At 60.3% G+C, this 16969-nt stretch carries 13 protein-coding genes and 2 pseudogenes; 8 read left to right on the top strand and 7 right to left on the bottom strand.

From position 1 onward, the window contains the following. Window positions 1-244: 244 nt before the first annotated feature. Window positions 245-622 (bottom strand): hypothetical protein, encoded by a 378-nt coding sequence (locus tag M0D64_RS27200; protein WP_171926798.1) that lies wholly within the window; start codon window positions 620-622, stop codon window positions 245-247. A gap of 52 nt (window positions 623-674) precedes the next feature. Continuing rightward, complete coding sequence (locus M0D64_RS27205; protein ID WP_308102512.1) at window positions 675-1745, bottom strand: integrase domain-containing protein; 1071 nt, start codon at window positions 1743-1745, stop codon at window positions 675-677. A 2216-nt stretch (window positions 1746-3961) separates the two neighbouring features. On the opposite strand from M0D64_RS27205, the gene M0D64_RS27210 reads away from it, so the two are divergent. The 5 genes and pseudogenes from M0D64_RS27210 to M0D64_RS27230 all read left to right on the top strand — a co-directional run. After that, window positions 3962-4585 carry a hypothetical protein gene (locus tag M0D64_RS27210; protein ID WP_171926796.1) on the top strand — a complete coding sequence of 208 codons (624 nt, stop codon included), beginning with the start codon at window positions 3962-3964 and terminating at the stop codon, window positions 4583-4585. Window positions 4586-5007: 422 nt separating this feature from the next. Next, complete coding sequence (locus tag M0D64_RS27215; protein WP_154560309.1) at window positions 5008-5244, top strand: type II toxin-antitoxin system Phd/YefM family antitoxin; 237 nt, start codon at window positions 5008-5010, stop codon at window positions 5242-5244. After that, window positions 5244-5621: a type II toxin-antitoxin system VapC family toxin gene (locus M0D64_RS27220; RefSeq protein WP_266260004.1), complete on the top strand. Its 378-nt coding sequence runs from the start codon at window positions 5244-5246 to the stop codon at window positions 5619-5621. Before M0D64_RS27215 ends, M0D64_RS27220 begins: the two co-directional genes overlap by 1 nt. 120 nt (window positions 5622-5741) lie before the next feature. Further along, a pseudogene (locus tag M0D64_RS27225) lies at window positions 5742-6312 on the top strand (IS21 family transposase); the annotation flags it as partial. A gap of 585 nt (window positions 6313-6897) precedes the next feature. After that, window positions 6898-6996 (top strand): annotated as a pseudogene (locus tag M0D64_RS27230) (IS6 family transposase); the annotation flags it as partial. 158 nt (window positions 6997-7154) lie between these two features. On the opposite strand, the gene M0D64_RS27235 reads toward M0D64_RS27230, so the two are convergent. The 5 genes from M0D64_RS27235 to M0D64_RS27255 form a co-directional block, all read right to left on the bottom strand. Further along, window positions 7155-8585, bottom strand: coding sequence for a mannose-1-phosphate guanylyltransferase/mannose-6-phosphate isomerase (locus M0D64_RS27235; RefSeq protein WP_266260006.1), 1431 nt, complete (start codon window positions 8583-8585; stop codon window positions 7155-7157). A 173-nt stretch (window positions 8586-8758) separates the two neighbouring features. Next, on the bottom strand, window positions 8759-9781 hold the full coding sequence (galE, locus tag M0D64_RS27240) for a UDP-glucose 4-epimerase GalE (RefSeq protein ID WP_266260007.1): 1023 nt from the start codon (window positions 9779-9781) through the stop codon (window positions 8759-8761). Window positions 9782-9794: 13 nt separating this feature from the next. Continuing rightward, complete coding sequence (locus M0D64_RS27245; RefSeq protein WP_266260008.1) at window positions 9795-10943, bottom strand: glycosyltransferase family 4 protein; 1149 nt, start codon at window positions 10941-10943, stop codon at window positions 9795-9797. 51 nt (window positions 10944-10994) lie between these two features. After that, window positions 10995-11825 carry a glycosyltransferase gene (locus M0D64_RS27250; protein WP_266260010.1) on the bottom strand — a complete coding sequence of 277 codons (831 nt, stop codon included), beginning with the start codon at window positions 11823-11825 and terminating at the stop codon, window positions 10995-10997. Beyond that, the gene (locus M0D64_RS27255; protein ID WP_266260011.1) at window positions 11822-13084 is read right to left on the bottom strand and encodes an oligosaccharide flippase family protein; all 1263 of its coding nucleotides are present in this window, start codon (window positions 13082-13084) and stop codon (window positions 11822-11824) included. The genes M0D64_RS27250 and M0D64_RS27255 overlap by 4 nt, the downstream gene beginning before the upstream one ends. A gap of 313 nt (window positions 13085-13397) precedes the next feature. Here M0D64_RS27255 and M0D64_RS27260 point away from each other — a divergent pair, with 313 nt between their 5' ends. The 3 genes from M0D64_RS27260 to M0D64_RS27270 all read left to right on the top strand — a co-directional run bounded on the left by M0D64_RS27260 (window position 13398) and on the right by M0D64_RS27270 (window position 16902). Further along, window positions 13398-14792 carry a phosphomannomutase/phosphoglucomutase gene (locus M0D64_RS27260; RefSeq protein WP_211705756.1) on the top strand — a complete coding sequence of 465 codons (1395 nt, stop codon included), beginning with the start codon at window positions 13398-13400 and terminating at the stop codon, window positions 14790-14792. Between the two features lie 162 nt (window positions 14793-14954). Beyond that, entirely contained in the window at window positions 14955-15956 is a 1002-nt protein-coding gene (gene waaC, locus M0D64_RS27265; protein ID WP_266242022.1) for a lipopolysaccharide heptosyltransferase I, read from the top strand. A gap of 61 nt (window positions 15957-16017) precedes the next feature. Then, window positions 16018-16902 (top strand): Kdo hydroxylase family protein, encoded by an 885-nt coding sequence (locus M0D64_RS27270; RefSeq protein ID WP_266260012.1) that lies wholly within the window; start codon window positions 16018-16020, stop codon window positions 16900-16902. Window positions 16903-16969: the final 67 nt, after the last annotated feature.

Here is a 16969-nt window from a genome sequence, read left to right on the forward strand (position 1 = left end):
ACTATGCTGCCCCGACCTTATTGAAAGCCGGTTGGTGGTGGTAGTCGTTTCGGTTCCTGCGTGTTGTGGCTTTCCGGAAATATCCGGGCGTTGGCCGGCGAAGCGTCGAGTCGACATGCTTGGTCCCTGTTTCCTGACGTTGATTTGGTGCAGAGCCCGCCAATATGCGGCCACAAGAAGGCCTGCGGCCCCCTTGCGACGCTTTAACGATTGATCGAGGCGATAGATGGCGGGTTGCCACGAGTCATCGCACCGCCGCGGCGAGTGTCTTCACGAAGCGGTAATTGCCGTTCTTATCGTTGGCGAGTCGTTGTCGCTTTACGCGCACACTCAATGGCGCGAGCTGTTCTATGGCGCAACCTGATTCCAGCAAGATCATCCTGATCCCAACTAGGTTCATCAACAATAGTTCGACGTTTATGCATTCCGACGATTGCCGCTCCACGAAGCTGGCCAATGCCGCTGCGTCAATATCTTCGAGTCGAGGGGGAAGTTTGCCGCACTGGGCGAGAAATCGCTCGAGCGACAGCCACGCGTCCAGCATGATAGTGCTCATGGTGCTATTGCATCCAATTCTGTCGATGCAATGCATTGCCTGATTTTTAAGTGCGGATTCCTGCATATTGAAACTCCATGGTCTTGGTTGGATGCGCTAGCTAGAATTCGAGCCGTTCTCAGCTCTTCGGACGTGAATCATGCGGTGTGGACCCGAGATTCGATCGGCCAACGGGATAACCGCTAAGGGCGCTGTGTCGAAGCTTGGCCTCCTGGCGTGCAGTAGCGCGGGGGAGCTTATTTGCAGGGCGCCGTCTGTGAGCTTCGTCCTGGGGAAGGGAAATATGACCTTCGAACCTGATTTTGATAGGCTGGCAATAGTGTTCGAGAATCATCTGGGTGCGAGTCGGTCCGTGGCCCATCGATTCGCTGAGTTGGACCAGTACCTCATATGGTGCGATGCCGGAGTCCAGCATTTCGGAAGCGGCCTCTAGCGCATACGTATAGCGGAGAGAGTGGAAACTTACCTGGCCGACCATCCCTGCGCGACGAAGTAGCGCTTTTAGTCGGTTCATCGAGGACTTGAGCGTTTTTCCGCTACCAGTGATCAGCTCGAAATCGTGCTCTTGACAATAGGTCAAGGCTGACCTGATTGACGCGATCGTATCCTCTCGTTTGCTCTGGACTATTCGCACGTCTCTTGGTCTCGCGTTTTTCGCGCCTCTCATGAGCGGAATGCTGCTCTCGCCACGCATGAGCGCGTCAAGCCACATCTGCAGATCGCGTGGGCACATCAATGCCTCTTTACGTCGTAGGCCAAGGTGCAGCGCAAGCGAGATCAGGTGCATCAGTCCAATGTCTGTGCGCCTCGCTCTCGCTAGTAGCTCCTGAATTTCGCTGGCGGTTTGAGCGCGCTTTGTGCCTTTGCGCACCCTTCGTGTCAAACGGAGTCTCCTGTTGCCGCACGCTTCGTCGATATCGCGTCCCGCGGTCCCGGACGTTACCCGGATTGCCGAAAAAATGTTTGCCAGAGTGCCGGCAGCCTTTCCCTGCGCCATGCAGTACTGGGCGTAGGCATGAATTACCCATGTTGGCAGTTGGCCAATTGAAGCGTGTAGTTCCCCGACTTGCCTCGCGAAGCGCAGAAGACCGGTCGTATCAAAACGTCTGTTCTGCTGCGTCCCATAGCTTCCGCCTGCCTTTTTGCTACTGACTGCTGCACTGTGTATTGCTTGTGACATCATGCCCATCGCTTTAGCCTCCTTGTAGGTCCGCAAGAAAACTTACGTTCGCGTGTGCGGGATGCGCGAACGGGCCCCGGTCACGATCAGTTCGTGACTTATCTTCATCGTCATGCGATGTCGTCAATAACGTGCCGGCGGACTGGGGTCGCGAAGGGGCCGGGCGCGTGCGTTGGAGGTGTTCGTGATAAGAGGTGGAAGGGCGGGTGAGGCGTTGAGCTTGGGGATCCGTTACGGATAGAGCCCTTCGGTTTGCAAGTCATGGGGGGATGGATGCCCGGAAAGGACGCTATCGCTGCTGAGTGAGCGACAGGCGCGAAAACGCGTTGCTTCCAGGTGCCATAAGACACCTGCCTTTTGAGCTTGTTGAGTGCCGAAGTCGGCGTTTGAGACGCTCGCGGGTTCCGTTAGCTTTAGCTACTAACGGACAGGAGGTCGGTTGACTATTCCTCACGCAGCATGAACTGGCGCGAGGCGGGCCATATGTGATGAATGCGTGACCCTGCATCAGAGTTTCGCATTGGCCGCCGTGCTTGGCGCGGTAACCAGGCTGGAGCCATAGGCAGCGTTGTGCGCGGCGTATGGGAGGCGGCTAAAGGAATTTAACTTGAATAGTTTAAAGAGTCGGCCGGATATTGATGCCGTGCAGTCAAGTTAGATGGCTTGCTGATCTCAACGCCGAATCGCGTTGAGAAAAGCCAGTTCAACAGCGTGGCTATAGTTGGTATCGAAGCGAAGGATTGCGAACAGCTAACATTGGCTGTTGGCGAAGCCGCGAACCTCCTCTGTTTGGCAAGGTTCGCTTGGAACCTTGAGTCAAGCAATGAATGTTTCCGAGCATCTCGCGGAACACTTATTTGTCGACGCGTCAAATGTAGCCGTGAAGCGTCGAGCGGTTCCGGGCTGGCTCGGTTTTCGCGCTTCGACCTATGATTGCAGAAGTGAGAATGCCAGCATGGGCTGACAAGCGTATTGCAAAAAATTAGGGGAAAACTCCCCCAAACCCCCTGAAACAGAGGGTGTGGTTGTCGATGCTCGTGACGTGAGCGAACGGTGCATGTCGCACGGCAATACCTGTAAAAGTTATTAAATCATGGGAATGGAGCGGGCGCTAGAGGGTAGCGTGGAATATCGCTGTGGTCACTAAAGATCGTCTGCGGAAGGAGATAACCCGCCGCTCTCGTTCAGTAAGGCGCGATGTGCAATGACGCAGATTCCGGAGTCGGAATGGAGGCAGCAAACTCGCGCGCTCGCGAGCATTCTTGGGAGTAGAAGACTGTGGGAACAGCTTCCAGACTCTTGGGTCAGAGTGCGGATCAGGAGCCTTTCCGGAGAAACGCTACAGAGCGACGGGTCAAGCCGCGCTCACACGCCGGAGACGTCTCCCCAAGAATCGTCCAGAGGTCTCGCGGGTACCCGCTGCGATAGCTACATCGACGGAGTACTCAGGTCGCTCTGCGACCGCGCCGGAAATAGGGCGAATCTCGCCGCGATGGCGGTACAAATGACGTGGGCTGATGCTTGAAATCTGCATCATCGATTTTGTGCCCGCAGTGCGGGCAATGCAGCCCAGGGGCATGTGCCGTGGCGGCACACTGTATGCCGGCAATGCGCCGTTCTCGCTCTTCACGGAGGCCTCGTTTCATCGACCAGTGAATTCCCATCATCATCAATCCGATGCCCAATACCGGCAACCCGATGTCCATGGTTATTCTCCCACTGTCCCACTGTTATGGTGCAAGTAGCATAGCATTGCGCTGTAAAGTACGCGTGCTTGCCGCACCCGCCATTCAGAATTTACACTGCTGCTCAGCGTCTTCGACGCATCGACTTTAACCGCCACAGCCGCCGCGTTTTTCTTGAGCCGGCCTGACGGAGAGGGCGTTCGCCCGTTCTTCCTACTTCATTTTTGTGACGTCATCTGCGGCTAGCTTTGTGCTGTCCGCCGTATAGGCCGTCTCCTGTTTCCTCTCCCCCCGCGTGTCTGCGTGCATCCCGCCACCGTCCTCTTGAGGATCTGCGGGTCCCTTGCGGCCAACTGCGCGCTGTCTTACCGGACGTCGGCATGGAGCGACGGCTGGCCATATCCATAGTGAACGGCGCGCGCGGCCTGATAAACAGCGCACACAACCTAACCGGGTGGCGCCGCATCCTGCGCGCACCGCTCATGGGTCGGCGTCTCACGCGGCGTCGACCGCCCAATTTCTCATTCAAGGGAAAACAGCATGCAAGCCGTCTACGACTACCGATATGTGATCACATGCAGCACCCTGCCGGCCGTATTCAAGCGGGAGTTCCGCAAACTCGTCAGAAATAGAATTGATTCTTCGCTAGATGTGCGAACAGGCCGCTGTTACGCGGTTCCGGCCGAAGCGCAATGTCGGAGAGTTGCCGTTCTGCTCGAAGGGTTTCGGGTTCTGCGCGCGGGTGGCTTCACGCCCGAAACCCCGTGGAACCTCAAGAGCAAGCATCTTCACTATCTGAGGTCCCGCTGGTCAACCGAAGGCCTGCCGGAACAAGCAGTCGCCGAGAGACTGAGGCACTGGCGTGAATTCGTCGTGTGGATCAACAAGCTCGGGTTGCTGCCAATCCTAAGCCGGTTCCCGAGAGAAGCCGCACCGCGGTCGCGACATACGCGAGCGCCTGGCGGGGCGCTGGTACACGACAACACGCTTCTCGCGATTCCGGTACTCACGGAGGCCATAGTAATGGCCGCGCTTACAGAGCATCGCGGCAGCTTGCGGAAGGCGGCCCACGCGCTCGGTACCACGACGGGTGCGGTGTGCCATGCGCTGACTGGCGGCCGCGTACGCGATGAGGCCATTCCGGGGCTCACGATACTGAACTGACTGTGGGATCCTGACAGGCGCCGATAGCCCGCTTTCATCTTGGTCAGGGCGGGGCCTGCCATGCTGAAGAAACGGTTTGACTTCATGGCAGTACCGTCCTGCGCCCATGGTCGGGCGGATGAAGCTCGACGCGACACCTGAGGTGTCGCGTCACCCGCGGCGCTAACCTGGTTATCCGAACTCCCTTTTTGTGCCAAAACTCCGGTTCAGTGCAATGTCATACCCCCCGTAGAGGCCGGGCGACCGCTTTCAGGATAAGTCGCGATCGGCCAAAACTGGCCGCCTGCTGCAGGCCCACGGCCGTTTGGCATGAGTGAGTTACGCCGACTCGTCGGCGCACATCCCTTGCGTGCTGGATACCGGAACGTATTGACCATTGGAACAATGTGGACTAAAGTGGGCTTAGTCCACTAGGAGCAGTTATGCAAACGGTCAATATTCATGAAGCGAAGACGCAGTTTTCGCGCCTGGTCGATGCCGCAGCCAGCGGCGAGGAAATTGTGATTGCCAAGGCCGGCAAACCGGCTGCGCGCCTGGTCCCGATGGAGCGGGCCAAGGTGGTGCGCCGGTTCGGCGGGCTGAAAGGCAAGGTTCGGATCGCGGAAGACTTCGATGCGCCGCTACCCGATGACGTCATCGCAGCATTCGAGGGCCGTTGATGCGACTGCTTCTCGATACGCATGTTTTCCTCTGGTCGGTCACGGACGACCGCAAGCTGACCAAAGCGGCACGCAAGCTGATACTGGACGCGGACGATGTTTTCGTCAGTAGCGCCAGTATTTGGGAGGCGTCGATCAAGGCAGGGCTTGACAAGCTCGACGTGGACGTGAACTTGCTGGTGTCCGAGATCGAAGCGAGCGGCTTTTCGGAGTTGCCCGTGCGGGCGGTTCATGCGGCGATGGTTCGCGATCTGCCGGACATTCATCGCGATCCGTTCGACCGGCTTCTAGTCGCACAGGCTCTGTCGGAACCGTTACGTTTGGTGACTTCGGACGGCCATCTGTCCAAGTACACCGATCTGGTTATCACCGTGTAGGAAAAGTACTACCTGAAGAGAGTTTCAGTCGTGCTGCGATCATATGCTCGAAGTGCGCCTGCCAGACGCCGAGCCGATCGGACCTATCGTCGTCGCCGGCCAAGACAATTGTCACCGCCCAGCCTGGACGAGGCCAACCGGGCGGTCGCCGCGTTGCTGAGCGATCTGAACAACCGGTCCTTCAAGAAATTGCCCGGCTCCCGCCGCAGCGTCTTCGACGAGATCGATTGTCCCGCACTCAGGCCGCTGCCCGAGCGGCGCTATCAGTACGCGGAGTGGCAGGTCGCACGCGTCGGACTATCACGTTGAGCTCGACCAGCACTACTACTCGGTGCCCCGTACCGCTATGCGCGCGAACAGGTCGACATGCGTCACATAGCCAACACCGTCGAGATCTTCCATCGCGGCCAGCGCATTGCCGCTCACGGCAAAAGCGCTCGCCGTCGGTACCACACCACGATCGACGTGCACATGCCGCCGGAGCACCTGGCTGTCGCCAAGGGCTGGGATCCGGAGCGGCTGCGTAACTGGGCGGCCGACATCGGTCCGCACACGGCGGCCGTCATTCAGCATCTGCTGGGCGCTCGCAAGCACCCGCAACAAGCCTATCGCACCCGCCTGGGCGGTGCTGCGCATGGGCAAGGACTACGGGCGCGACCGGCTCGAAACTGCCTGCCGCCGCGCTATCCAGAATGTCTTGTCGTATTCCTTGATGATGTCCAGCCGCTGGTTGTCGTCGCGCGATGGCTGACGAACCTAAAAAATAGGCTGTAGTTTGCCATCCGCTTTGCGCCCACACCCGGGACGGTGTGGGCGGCTCGCCGCACGGGTTTCTTCTGCCCATCTCTTCCCGAGTTTCCCTTCTGCGTCATTCGCACGCCGACCCATCTCATGCGCTCGCCGCATCCTCATTTTCAGTACCAACGGTGCACCTTTCACGATCGTCCACCTATGGCGCCGCTCCTGCGCGTCCCGGGATCTGAACCGAAGTGACGGACTTGGATGCGACGCCCTTGATGGATAGCGCCCCGATGGCTAGCGTCAAGTTGCATGGCTGGTCGCATTGCCATCATGATTGTCGCCATCCACCGCGAGCCTCCAAAGATGATCGCGGTGGACGAGCAACGTTTCGCGGGCAATCCTGTGGGTCAGTAGCTGTGACAGGAACGACGTCACCCATAATCCAGAACGTGGGAAAATCATGCGTTCCGGATTTGCTTCATCCGCGAGGGCGCACGTGCTCACTTCACATGTTTCGCGCCGGTAGCGTGATGCGATGAAGACAACCACGTCACTGTACTATCGCCATCGATTCCCGGGCGCCATCATCAGTTGCGCCGTTCGCGGGTATTTCCGGCTTCAATTGAGCCTCCAGCGCAAACAACCCGGCGAACGCTTTGCTGCGTGGCATCGTTTCACCGGGCTTACCCAGAATCCGTCCCGCGTTTAAGGAAAGCTCCATCCATCGCACTACTACGACGCGAACACCTTGATGTGACAACGCCTTATTGAGTTGTCAGATTCTTATGGGCGTTATGCCTTTTCCGCCCGCCCATATGTATCTTCGAATCGCACAATGTCGTCTTCGCCGAGATAGGCGCCGGATTGCACTTCGATTAATTCGAGCGGGATCTTGCCCGGGTTCTTCAGGCGGTGCGTGATTCCAAGTGGAATATAGGTCGACTGGTTCTCTGTCAGGATGATCTCGTTGTCACCGTTCGTGACGAGTGCCGTGCCCTTCACGACGACCCAGTGCTCGGCACGGTGATGATGCATTTGCAGGCTTAACTGCGCGCCAGGGCGGACCACGATGCGTTTCACCTGGAAACGATCGCCGCCGTCGATGCCTTCGTATGAGCCCCAGGGACGTGCCACGCGACGATGCGTGACTGACTCGTGGCGGCCCGCCGCATTTAACTGGGCAACGATTTTCCTGACGTCCTGCACCTGGTCCCGATTGGCGACCAGTACGGCGTCAGCGGTCTCGATGATGACGACATTGTCGAGACCGATGGCGGCTACCAGTCGATGCTCCGCGCGCACATATGAATTGCTCATCGCTTCGGTGAGGACGTCGCCGAGAAGTGAATTGCCCTGGGCATCGTGTTCTGCAATGTCAGCAAGCGCAGTCCACGAGCCGATATCGTTCCAACCGAGGTTCGTTGTGGCAATGACCGCTGCGCGTTTTGTTTTCTCCATCACGGCGTGGTCGATCGAAATGTTCGGGCAGGCGGCGAAGGCTTTAGCGTCGAGACGCGTGAAGTCGTTGTCGAGCTGCGCCCCGTCGAGCGCAAGTTCTGCCTGTGCAGCGATTTCTGGCTCGTAAAGGCGCAGTTCTTCCATGAAGGTCGAAGCCCGCAGCATGAACATGCCGCTGTTCCAGAAGTAACCTCCTTCACGAAGGAAACGCTGCGCCGTGGTCTCATCCGGCTTTTCGACGAATGCGTCCACCGCGAACGCATGGGTGTCTCCTTCAAGCTGCGCACCCGCACGGATGTAGCCATAACCGGTGTGCGGCGCAGTGGGTGCAATGCCGAAGGTGACCAGATAACCGTCGTTGGCGATCTCGGCCGCGGCTTCGGCTGCCTCGACGAACGCCGCCTCGCCGGTAATGACGTGATCCGACGGCAGAACGAGCAGGATGGATTCCGCGGATTCGCGCATCGCTGCCAGCGCGGCAACCGCAATGGCTGGCGCGGTGTTACGGCTGACAGGCTCCAGTACGATCGATGCCGGTGCAATATCCACCTGTCGCAACTGTTCAGCGACCAGAAAGCGCTGGTCATTGTTCGTGACGACGATGGGAGCCGCAACGTTCCTGATGCCGCGCAGGCGCAATACAGTTTGTTGAACCAACGTGTTTTCGCCGGTCAATCTGAGGTACTGCTTCGGGTATCCGCCTCGCGACATCGGCCAAAGTCGGGTACCGCTTCCGCCGCAAAGAATCACTGGATGAATGTTCATGGTCTCACTTCCTCCCTCGGTTTTATTTTTGTAGATGCCCATCTTAGCGCAAGCATAAGACAAAGCATTGAGTCACGCCCGTGCTCAAGAAGGGCGGCACGCCCCGTGCGCTTTGCATGACAACTGCAAGAGCGCGCCGCCGCCGAGCTTTGATCGACTCAGGCGAAATCGACTCAGGCGAATCCGTGCGGATTCGCCGCCTGCCACCGCCAGTGATCGGCACACATCCTCTCGATCCCAAACTCCGCGCGCCAGCCGAGTACATCCAACGCCGCCGCCGGATCCGCAAAACACGAAGCTACATCACCCGGTCGCCGCGCCACGATCTCATAAGGCACAGGGCGCCCCGAAGCCTTCTCGAACGCCTTGACGACGTCGATCACGCTATACCCCTGCCCAGTCCCGAGATTCACCACAAAACTGGCATCACGCTTAACCAGCGTATCCAGCGCCGCCAGATGCCCACGCGCCAGGTCAACAACGTGGATATAGTCCCGCACTCCGGTGCCATCCGGCGTCTCATAGTCGCCACCGAACACCCGCAGCTTTTCCAGCTTGCCGACAGCAACCTGCGCCACATACGGCATCAGGTTATTCGGAATACCGGCCGGATCCTCGCCAATCAACCCGCTCTCATGCGCGCCAACCGGATTGAAATAGCGCAGCGTCGCGATCCGCCAGGAAGCATCTGCCACTTCCAGATCACGCAGAACCTGCTCGGCGATCAGCTTCGACTGCCCATAAGGATTGGTCGCCGACAGCGGAAACGATTCATCGATCGGCGAGCTCTTCGGCACGCCATACACCGTTGCCGATGAACTGAACACGAACTGCTTCACGTTGCGATCGCGCATCACGCCGAGCAGCGTCAGCAAACTGCCGACGTTATTGCTGTAGTACTCGATCGGCTTGGCGACCGATTCGCCCACCGCCTTCAGCGCGGCAAAGTGAATCGCGCCGGTGATCGGGTGTGCGTCGAAAATACGGTTGAGCGCCGCTTCGTCGCGCGCGTCGGCTTCGTAGAAGCTCACGGCCTTGCCGGTGATTTTCTCCACGCGCCGCAGCGATTCGCGGTTGCTGTTCACGAGATTGTCGATTACCACGACGTCGTAACCGCCGTTGAGCAGTTCGACACATGTGTGCGAGCCGATAAACCCTGCACCGCCCGTTACCAGAATCGTACCCTTCGTGGTCATTGCTGTTGCTCCGTTAAAGTAAAACGCCCGTCATTTTCTGCACCAGGTCTTTATACGTTTCGACGACCACGCGTTCGTCGAATTCTTTCGCGACTTTCTGTCGGCCGCGTTCTGCCATTGCACGGCGCTCGGCGCCGCTCATGTCGAGCATCTGCGCCAGCTTCTCCGCGAGACTCGCGGCATTGCGCACTTCGCACAGCAATCCATTGACGCCGTCCGCCACCACTTCACGGCAGCCGGGCACATCCGTCGTAACAATCGGCCGGCCCATCGCCGATGCTTCCATCAGCGTGCGCGGCACGCCTTCGCGATAGGAAGGCAGGACGACGCAATCCGCATCGGCGATGAAAGGCCGCACGTCGTGCGCTTCGCCAAGATACTCGATGATGCCTTCCTGCTCCCACGCGGCCACTTCTTCGCGTGTGATTGCGCTCGGATTGTCGACGCCAACCGGACCGAGCAATTGGAACCGCGCCTGAGGATAACGTTCACGCAAGCGCCGCGCGGCTTCGACATATTCGGCCACGCCCTTGTCCCACAAGAGCCGCCCGATCAGCACGAACTTGAATTCTGCCCGCTCCGGCAGCGGCGTGAAGGCGAATTGCTCGAGATCGACGCCTTCGCCGTGCAGGAGACGCGCACGCTCAGGATGCACCAACAAATTCTGCTCGACAAACGCGGCCTGGTCGTCGCGATTCAGAAACCAGATTTCGCGCGGGAAGCGGAAGGCGAAACGGTACAGTTTCTTGGCGACTTGCGCCGCGCGGCTGTGCTGGATGAACACGTAACCGAGCCCGGTCGTCACCGCCACCGACTGCACGCCCGCCAGTTTCGCGGCGACCGAGCCGTAAATGTTCGGCTTGATCGTGTAGTGGAACACGACGTGCGGGCGGATGCTTCGATACAAACGATACAACGACAAAAGTGTGCGCAGGTCCTCGCGCGGACTGGTGCCTTTGGACGCCACCGGCAATTCGATGCAGCGGCACCCCATCGCGGTGAGCAGCTCGAACGTGCGGTCGCGCGGCGCGAGCACCGTCACGTCGACGCCGCGCCCAACCAGCGTGCGGATCAGCCCTTGCCGGTACGTATAGATTGCCCAGGCGGTGTTACAGACGAGTGTAATGCGTAGCGCGGGAGTCGATTTCAAGGCAGGCTTCATGCGGGAACGGGCTCGACGGAGAATGACAGGGTGAATGACGGCATAACGGAATCAATGGCCCGCACGCGGCGCGAGCAGCGTGCGTTTGACCCGCTGCAATGCGCGGTAAGGCGTCACGAAGTGCAGCAGATTTTTGGCGAGACCCAGCCAGTCGTACAGATTGGTGACGTTGAAGTAGCGCAGTTGCAGCCGCAGCGTCGAGCTGACCTGGCGGCGCCGTTTGGTCGCGCTGATGCCGCCTTCGTTCAGCTCGTAGTAGAGCCCGAGTTCCGGCAGGTTTGCGCAGTCGTAGCGCGCCATCAGGCGCACGAACAGATCGAGGTCTTCGGCGGAAGGATACGCGGCGCGGTAGTTGCCGACCGCGCGGACCGCGTCAACGCGCAGCATCATCGAAGGATGCGCGAGGCATGAACGGAAGAAGCGCAGACGCCGGATCTCGTTCGGCTCGGCGGGCGGCGTCAGCATGAAAAGCGGCTTGCCTTCACGCGTAACGACCTGCGTCCACATACCGAGGCCGGCCACTTGCGGATGCAACTCCATGAACACGCGTTGTTTGGCCAGGCGCTGCGGCACGCTGCGGTCGCCCGCGTCGATGCGTGCTGCGTAGCGAAAGCCGAGCTGCGCAAGGGCGTCGATGCCGGTTTGCAGCGCGCGCTCGATGCCGCCGTTCTGCGGCATGCGCAGCACTTCGATCTTCATGTTGGCGATCGCCGGCGCGACGATCGGTGGCGTGCTGCCGTCGTCGACGATCAATACGTGGATCAGCGCGCTTTCGCTGAACGAGGCCAGCGTGAGATCGACGTCGGCCTGACCGTTGTACGCGGGCATCAGGACGGCGACGTCGTCGAGAGAAATCTGCGCGGCGGCGGATGAATTCGTCATGGGCGCAATTTGAAACGAATGTAATAAAGATTAACTGACGCGGCGGCGAGATAACCGGCCGCGAGGCCCACCAGCGCACCGTAAGCGCCAAGCCGCGGAATCGCCAGCAGATTGACCACGAACGAAACGGCCAGCGCCAGCAGCCACTTCGAGAGCAACACGAATTTGGCCTGATATTTCAGCACGATCAGATTGCCGATCGCTTCGATGCCGGCCGGCACGGAAAGCCACACGGCCCAGCGGAAAATCTCGATGGCGCCTTCGAAGTCCGGCCCGAACACGCGGCGGATGATGAAACCCGCCAGCAGATCCAGCACGATCGCGCCGCTTACCATCAGCGCGGCGGTCATGGCGGTCAGCCGCCACACGTTGCGGCGCAATTGCGCGGCATCCTGCACGCGGTAGACAAAGGCGGGCGCAATTGTCTGCGCAAGCATCAGCGCGAGCGTGATCCAGTTTTCGTTCAACTGCTGCGCGGCGGAATAGCGCCCGAGGTCGGCGAAAGAAATGGCCCGCTCGAGCATCAGTCTGTCCAGTTTCAGGAACAGATACATACAGATCAGCCCGATCCAGAACACCGTGCCCGCGGTCGCGAAGTGCTTGAAGAGCGAACGATCGAGGTGCCAGCCGAGCTTGCCGCCATGCCGGCCGGTGTAATAGATCAGCAGAACCGCGCCAATGACCGCCGATTCGACCGCCCACAACCAGCCAAAGCGCGCGGGCGTCGCCATCGCGCGCACCATCAGATAGACGACGCCGGCCTTCAGCACCGCGGTGCTCATGCTGGTGAGCAACTGCGGCTTGCTGTAAGTCATGCTTTGCAGCCACGCGTTGATCACGCCGACGAACGGTTCGCGAAACAGCATAGTCACCGCGAGGCCGGCGAGCATGGCGCCCACCAGCGGGTCGAAGAAGTGCAGCGCGATGCCGAGCCACGTGAGCAGCAGCGCGGCGACGGAAACCGAAAAGCGCAGCGCGAAGGCGCTGCCGAGCACCGTGCCCAGTTGACTTGGCGGCCGCCCGACGATGGTGGGAACCAGAATTTCCGCCCCGCACACCCAGGTGATCGGCGACAGCACCAGCAGCAGCGTGTTCGCGTACTGCCATTTGCCGAAGGTGTCAGGCCCGAAGTAGCGCGCCAGCATGCCGCTGATCGCGATCGCCACGCCGATCTGCGTGAGCCGCTCCAGCCCGAGCCAGACGATGTTGGTGAAGGCGCGCGTGACGTCGGGATTGGCGAAGCGTTTGAGCGTCAGCATCCGGTGGACACTCGCCTATGCGGTTGCAGGCGTTGCACGTGTTGTCGGTGTTGTAGGTGTTGTGCGGGGGACGCAACGTGCGCCAGGGCGCAATGTGTAACAGCCCACCTGGCCGACTGTCGCGGCAACATTGCAAAAGCAGGGCGTCTAAGCATTAGAATGGATGTCTATTAGGGCATGTCCGGAAGGCGCAATTATAAGTTGGAACCGGATCGCTTCCGGCAAGGGCGCATCGCTCGGTTTAGCAGGTAGTTTTACCGATCTCTCGGCAATACGCCGGTCAAATTTTTCCATTGCACGCAAGTGAGCCAACATGATCTCCAAATCTATTTTCAAGGCATATGACATTCGCGGTGTGATCGGCAAGACGCTCGACACTGACGCAGCGCGTTCGATCGGTCTCGCTTTTGGCAGCGAAGTGCGGGCGCAAGGCGGCGACGCCGTGGTGGTGGCGCGTGACGGCCGCCTGTCGGGTCCCGATCTGATCCAGGCGCTATCGGACGGTCTGCGTGCAGCCGGCGTCGACGTGGTCAACGTCGGCATGGTGCCGACGCCGGTCGGCTATTTCGCGGCCAGCGTGCCGTTGAAGCTCGACGGCGGCGAGCGCCGCGTCGATTCGTGCATCGTCGTGACGGGTAGCCACAATCCGCCTGACTACAACGGCTTCAAGATGGTCCTGCGCGGCGCGGCCATTTACGGCGAGCAGATCCTCGCGCTGCATCAGCGCATCGTCGACGAAAACTTTTCTGCAGGCAGCGGCACGTACACCGAGTACGACATCGCCGATGCGTATCTGGATCGCATCACCAGCGACGTCAAGCTCGCGCGTCCGATCAAGATCGTGGTCGACACCGGCAACGGTGTGGCTGGTGGCCTGGCGCCCAAGCTCTTCAAGAAGCTCGGTTGCGAGCTGGTGGAACTGTTCACCGAAATCGACGGCAACTTCCCGAACCATCACCCGGACCCGGCTCACCCGGAAAACCTCCAGGACGTGATCCGCGCGCTGAAGGAAACGGACGCTGAAATCGGTTTCGCATTCGACGGCGACGGCGACCGTCTCGGCGTCGTCACCAAAGACGGCCAGATCATCTATCCGGACCGCCAGCTGATGCTGTTCGCCGAAGAAGTGCTGTCGCGCAACAAGGGCGCGCAGATCATTTACGACGTGAAGTGCACGCGCAATCTGGGCAAGTGGATCAAGGAGAAGGGCGGCGAACCGCTGATGTGGAAGACCGGCCACTCGCTGGTCAAGGCGAAGCTGCGCGAAACCGGCGCGCCGCTGGCGGGCGAAATGAGCGGCCACGTGTTCTTCAAGGACCGCTGGTACGGTTTCGACGACGGCCTGTACACGGGCGCGCGGCTGCTGGAAATCCTGACGCGTGTGGCAGATCCGAGCAAGCTGTTGAACTCGCTGCCGAACTCGAATTCCACGCCGGAACTGCAATTGAAGCTCGAAGAAGGCGAAAACTTCGAACTGATCGCGCGTTTGCAGCAAAACGCGAAGTTCACCGGCGCGGACGACGTTGTGAAGATCGACGGCTTGCGTGTCGAGTATCCGGACGGCTTCGGTCTGGCGCGTTCGTCGAACACCACGCCGGTGGTGGTCATGCGCTTCGAAGCCGATAGCGACGCAGCGCTCAAGCGCATCCAGGAAGACTTCCGCCGCGTAATCATGGCGGAGAAGCCGGACGCGAAGCTGCCGTTCTAAAAGCTCCAGCGGCGGCGCGGTTCTTCGTGAACCGCGGTTGCTGTCGAACGCGGCGCGGGTTTCACTTACCGCGCCGCGTTTTTTCATGCCATTTACCGGTGTCGCGATAGAATTGCCGTCCTTTCATAGCATCTTCGGGCCGGATAGCCGGTTTTCCCACACTTGAGCGTGCAAAAGATACTAATCGTGAGGGTGTCGTCATTGGGCGACGTCGTTCACAACATGCCGGTGATCGCCGACATCCGACGCCGCCATCCCGAGGCCCAGATCGACTGGCTCGTCGAAGAAAGCTTCGTGGGGCTCGTGGAACTCGTCAGCGGCGTGCGGCGGGCGATTCCCGTGTCGCTGCGGCGCTGGCGCAAGCGCATCCTCTCGGTCGACAACTGGCGCGAGATCAGCGCGTTTCGCCGCGCGCTCGCCGCCGAGAACTACGACCTCGTGATCGACTGCCAGGGGCTCATCAAGACCGCGTGGGTCGCGAGCATGGCGCGCGGGCCGCTGGTCGGCCTCGCGAACCGTACCGACGGCGCGGGCTTCGAATGGCCGGTGCGCTTCTTCTACGACAAGCGCGTGCTGATCGAGCCGCGCACCCATGTCGTCGAGCGTACGCGCCAACTGGTGGCCGCGGCGCTGGACGACCCGCAGCCGCACCCCACCGACGAGATCGACTTCGGCATCGACACCGGGCGCGCGGCGCTGGCTTTGTCGGAGGCGAATCTGAATCTGCCGGTGCCTTACGTGGTGTTCGTGCACGCCACCTCGCGCGCCGACAAGCAGTGGCCCGATACCGCGTGGATCGAACTTGGGCAGTCTTTGGTGCGGCGCGGCGCGTCGATCGTCCTGCCCTGGGGCAGCGAGGAAGAGCGCGTCACCAGCGAGCGTCTGGCGAAGGAATTCGGCGGTGCGGCGATCGTGCCGCCCAAGCTGTCATTGCCGGCGGTGGTCGGCCTGATCGAAGGCGCTGCCGCGACAGTCGGCGTTGACACAGGTCTAGTTCACATTGCAGCGGCGCTGAAGCGGCCGACAGTCGAGTTGTACAATTTCGCCACCGCGTGGCGCACTGGCGGCTACTGGTCGCCGAACGTCGTCAATCTCGGCACGGCCGGCAAGCCGCCCACGCTGCAGGAAGTGAAGTCCGCGCTGGCCGGTTTCGGCCTACTCTAATGCTGTAGCGCTGTAATGCGGTGTGCTTCGCCTTACGCTCCATCCGTTTTCAAGGGCGACCATGAACGAAACCCAGATCATCGAAGTAGCGAACGCCGACTGGCACGGACGCAATCTGTCCGTGCCGCGCGAGATGCTGCTGGCCGGCGTCGAACGCGGCAAGGTGCTGTACTTCCCGAACCTGAACTTTGCCATCGAAGGCGGCGAACAGGCCTTGCTCGATCCCGCATTGGCCGATCCGAATCGCAAGAACATCAGTCTTGAGCCGAATGGCGGCGCGCTGCATGGCGTGGCCGGCGATGCGGTCACGCAATCGGCCGTGCGCGCGTTGATCGCGCGTTATCAGGCCAATGCGCGCACGCTGGTCGATGGACTCTTTCCCGAATACAACAGCAAGTTGCGCGTCGCGCCGACGAGCCTGCGGCTGCATCAGGTGGAAGGGCGCGAGACGTCCTGGCGTAAGGACGACAGCCGTCTGCATGTCGATGCCTTTCCGTCGCGGCCGAATTACGGCGAGCGCATTTTGCGCGTGTTCACCAACGTGAATCCGCATGGCGCGCCGCGGGTGTGGCGCGTCGGCGAACCGTTCGAGGATATGGCCAAGCGCTTTCTGCCGCGCATCAAACCTCAGATGCCCGGCTCGGCGTGGCTGTTGAATCTGCTGCATGTGACCAAATCGCCGCGTAGCGAATACGACCATTTGATGCTGAATCTGCACGACGGCATGAAGGCCGATCTCGAGTATCAGAAGTCGAGCCCGCAGGAGACCATGCCGTTTCCGCCGGGCAGCGTCTGGGTGTGTTTCTCCGACCAGACGTCGCATGCGGTGATGTCCGGCCAGTTCATGCTGGAGCAGACCTTCTTCCTGCCGGTCAAGGCGATGGCGCAGCCGGATTGCGCACCGCTCGGCATTCTCGAGCGCCTGAAGGGCAGGGCTCTCGTTTGAGCGCCGCTGTCTGTTTCGATCGTGCGGTGAAACGCGCGCTTGCATTCGGATTCACGCTCGGGCGTGC

Origin of the sequence: Paraburkholderia sp. WS6 (assembly GCF_030464835.1) — a bacterium.
Lineage (GTDB): Bacteria > Pseudomonadota > Gammaproteobacteria > Burkholderiales > Burkholderiaceae > Paraburkholderia > Paraburkholderia madseniana.

Coding starts and splice junctions, on each gene's coding strand:
- M0D64_RS27200 (WP_171926798.1), bottom strand. CDS start 622: ATGCAGGAATCCGCACTTAAAAATCAGGCAATGCATTGCATCGACAGA.
- M0D64_RS27205 (WP_308102512.1), bottom strand. CDS start 1,745: ATGGGCATGATGTCACAAGCAATACACAGTGCAGCAGTCAGTAGCAAA.
- M0D64_RS27210 (WP_171926796.1), top strand. CDS start 3,962: ATGCAAGCCGTCTACGACTACCGATATGTGATCACATGCAGCACCCTG.
- M0D64_RS27215 (WP_154560309.1), top strand. CDS start 5,008: ATGCAAACGGTCAATATTCATGAAGCGAAGACGCAGTTTTCGCGCCTG.
- M0D64_RS27220 (WP_266260004.1), top strand. CDS start 5,244: ATGCGACTGCTTCTCGATACGCATGTTTTCCTCTGGTCGGTCACGGAC.
- M0D64_RS27235 (WP_266260006.1), bottom strand. CDS start 8,585: ATGAACATTCATCCAGTGATTCTTTGCGGCGGAAGCGGTACCCGACTT.
- galE (WP_266260007.1), bottom strand. CDS start 9,781: ATGACCACGAAGGGTACGATTCTGGTAACGGGCGGTGCAGGGTTTATC.
- M0D64_RS27245 (WP_266260008.1), bottom strand. CDS start 10,943: ATGAAGCCTGCCTTGAAATCGACTCCCGCGCTACGCATTACACTCGTC.
- M0D64_RS27250 (WP_266260010.1), bottom strand. CDS start 11,825: ATGACGAATTCATCCGCCGCCGCGCAGATTTCTCTCGACGACGTCGCC.
- M0D64_RS27255 (WP_266260011.1), bottom strand. CDS start 13,084: ATGCTGACGCTCAAACGCTTCGCCAATCCCGACGTCACGCGCGCCTTC.
- M0D64_RS27260 (WP_211705756.1), top strand. CDS start 13,398: ATGATCTCCAAATCTATTTTCAAGGCATATGACATTCGCGGTGTGATC.
- M0D64_RS27270 (WP_266260012.1), top strand. CDS start 16,018: ATGAACGAAACCCAGATCATCGAAGTAGCGAACGCCGACTGGCACGGA.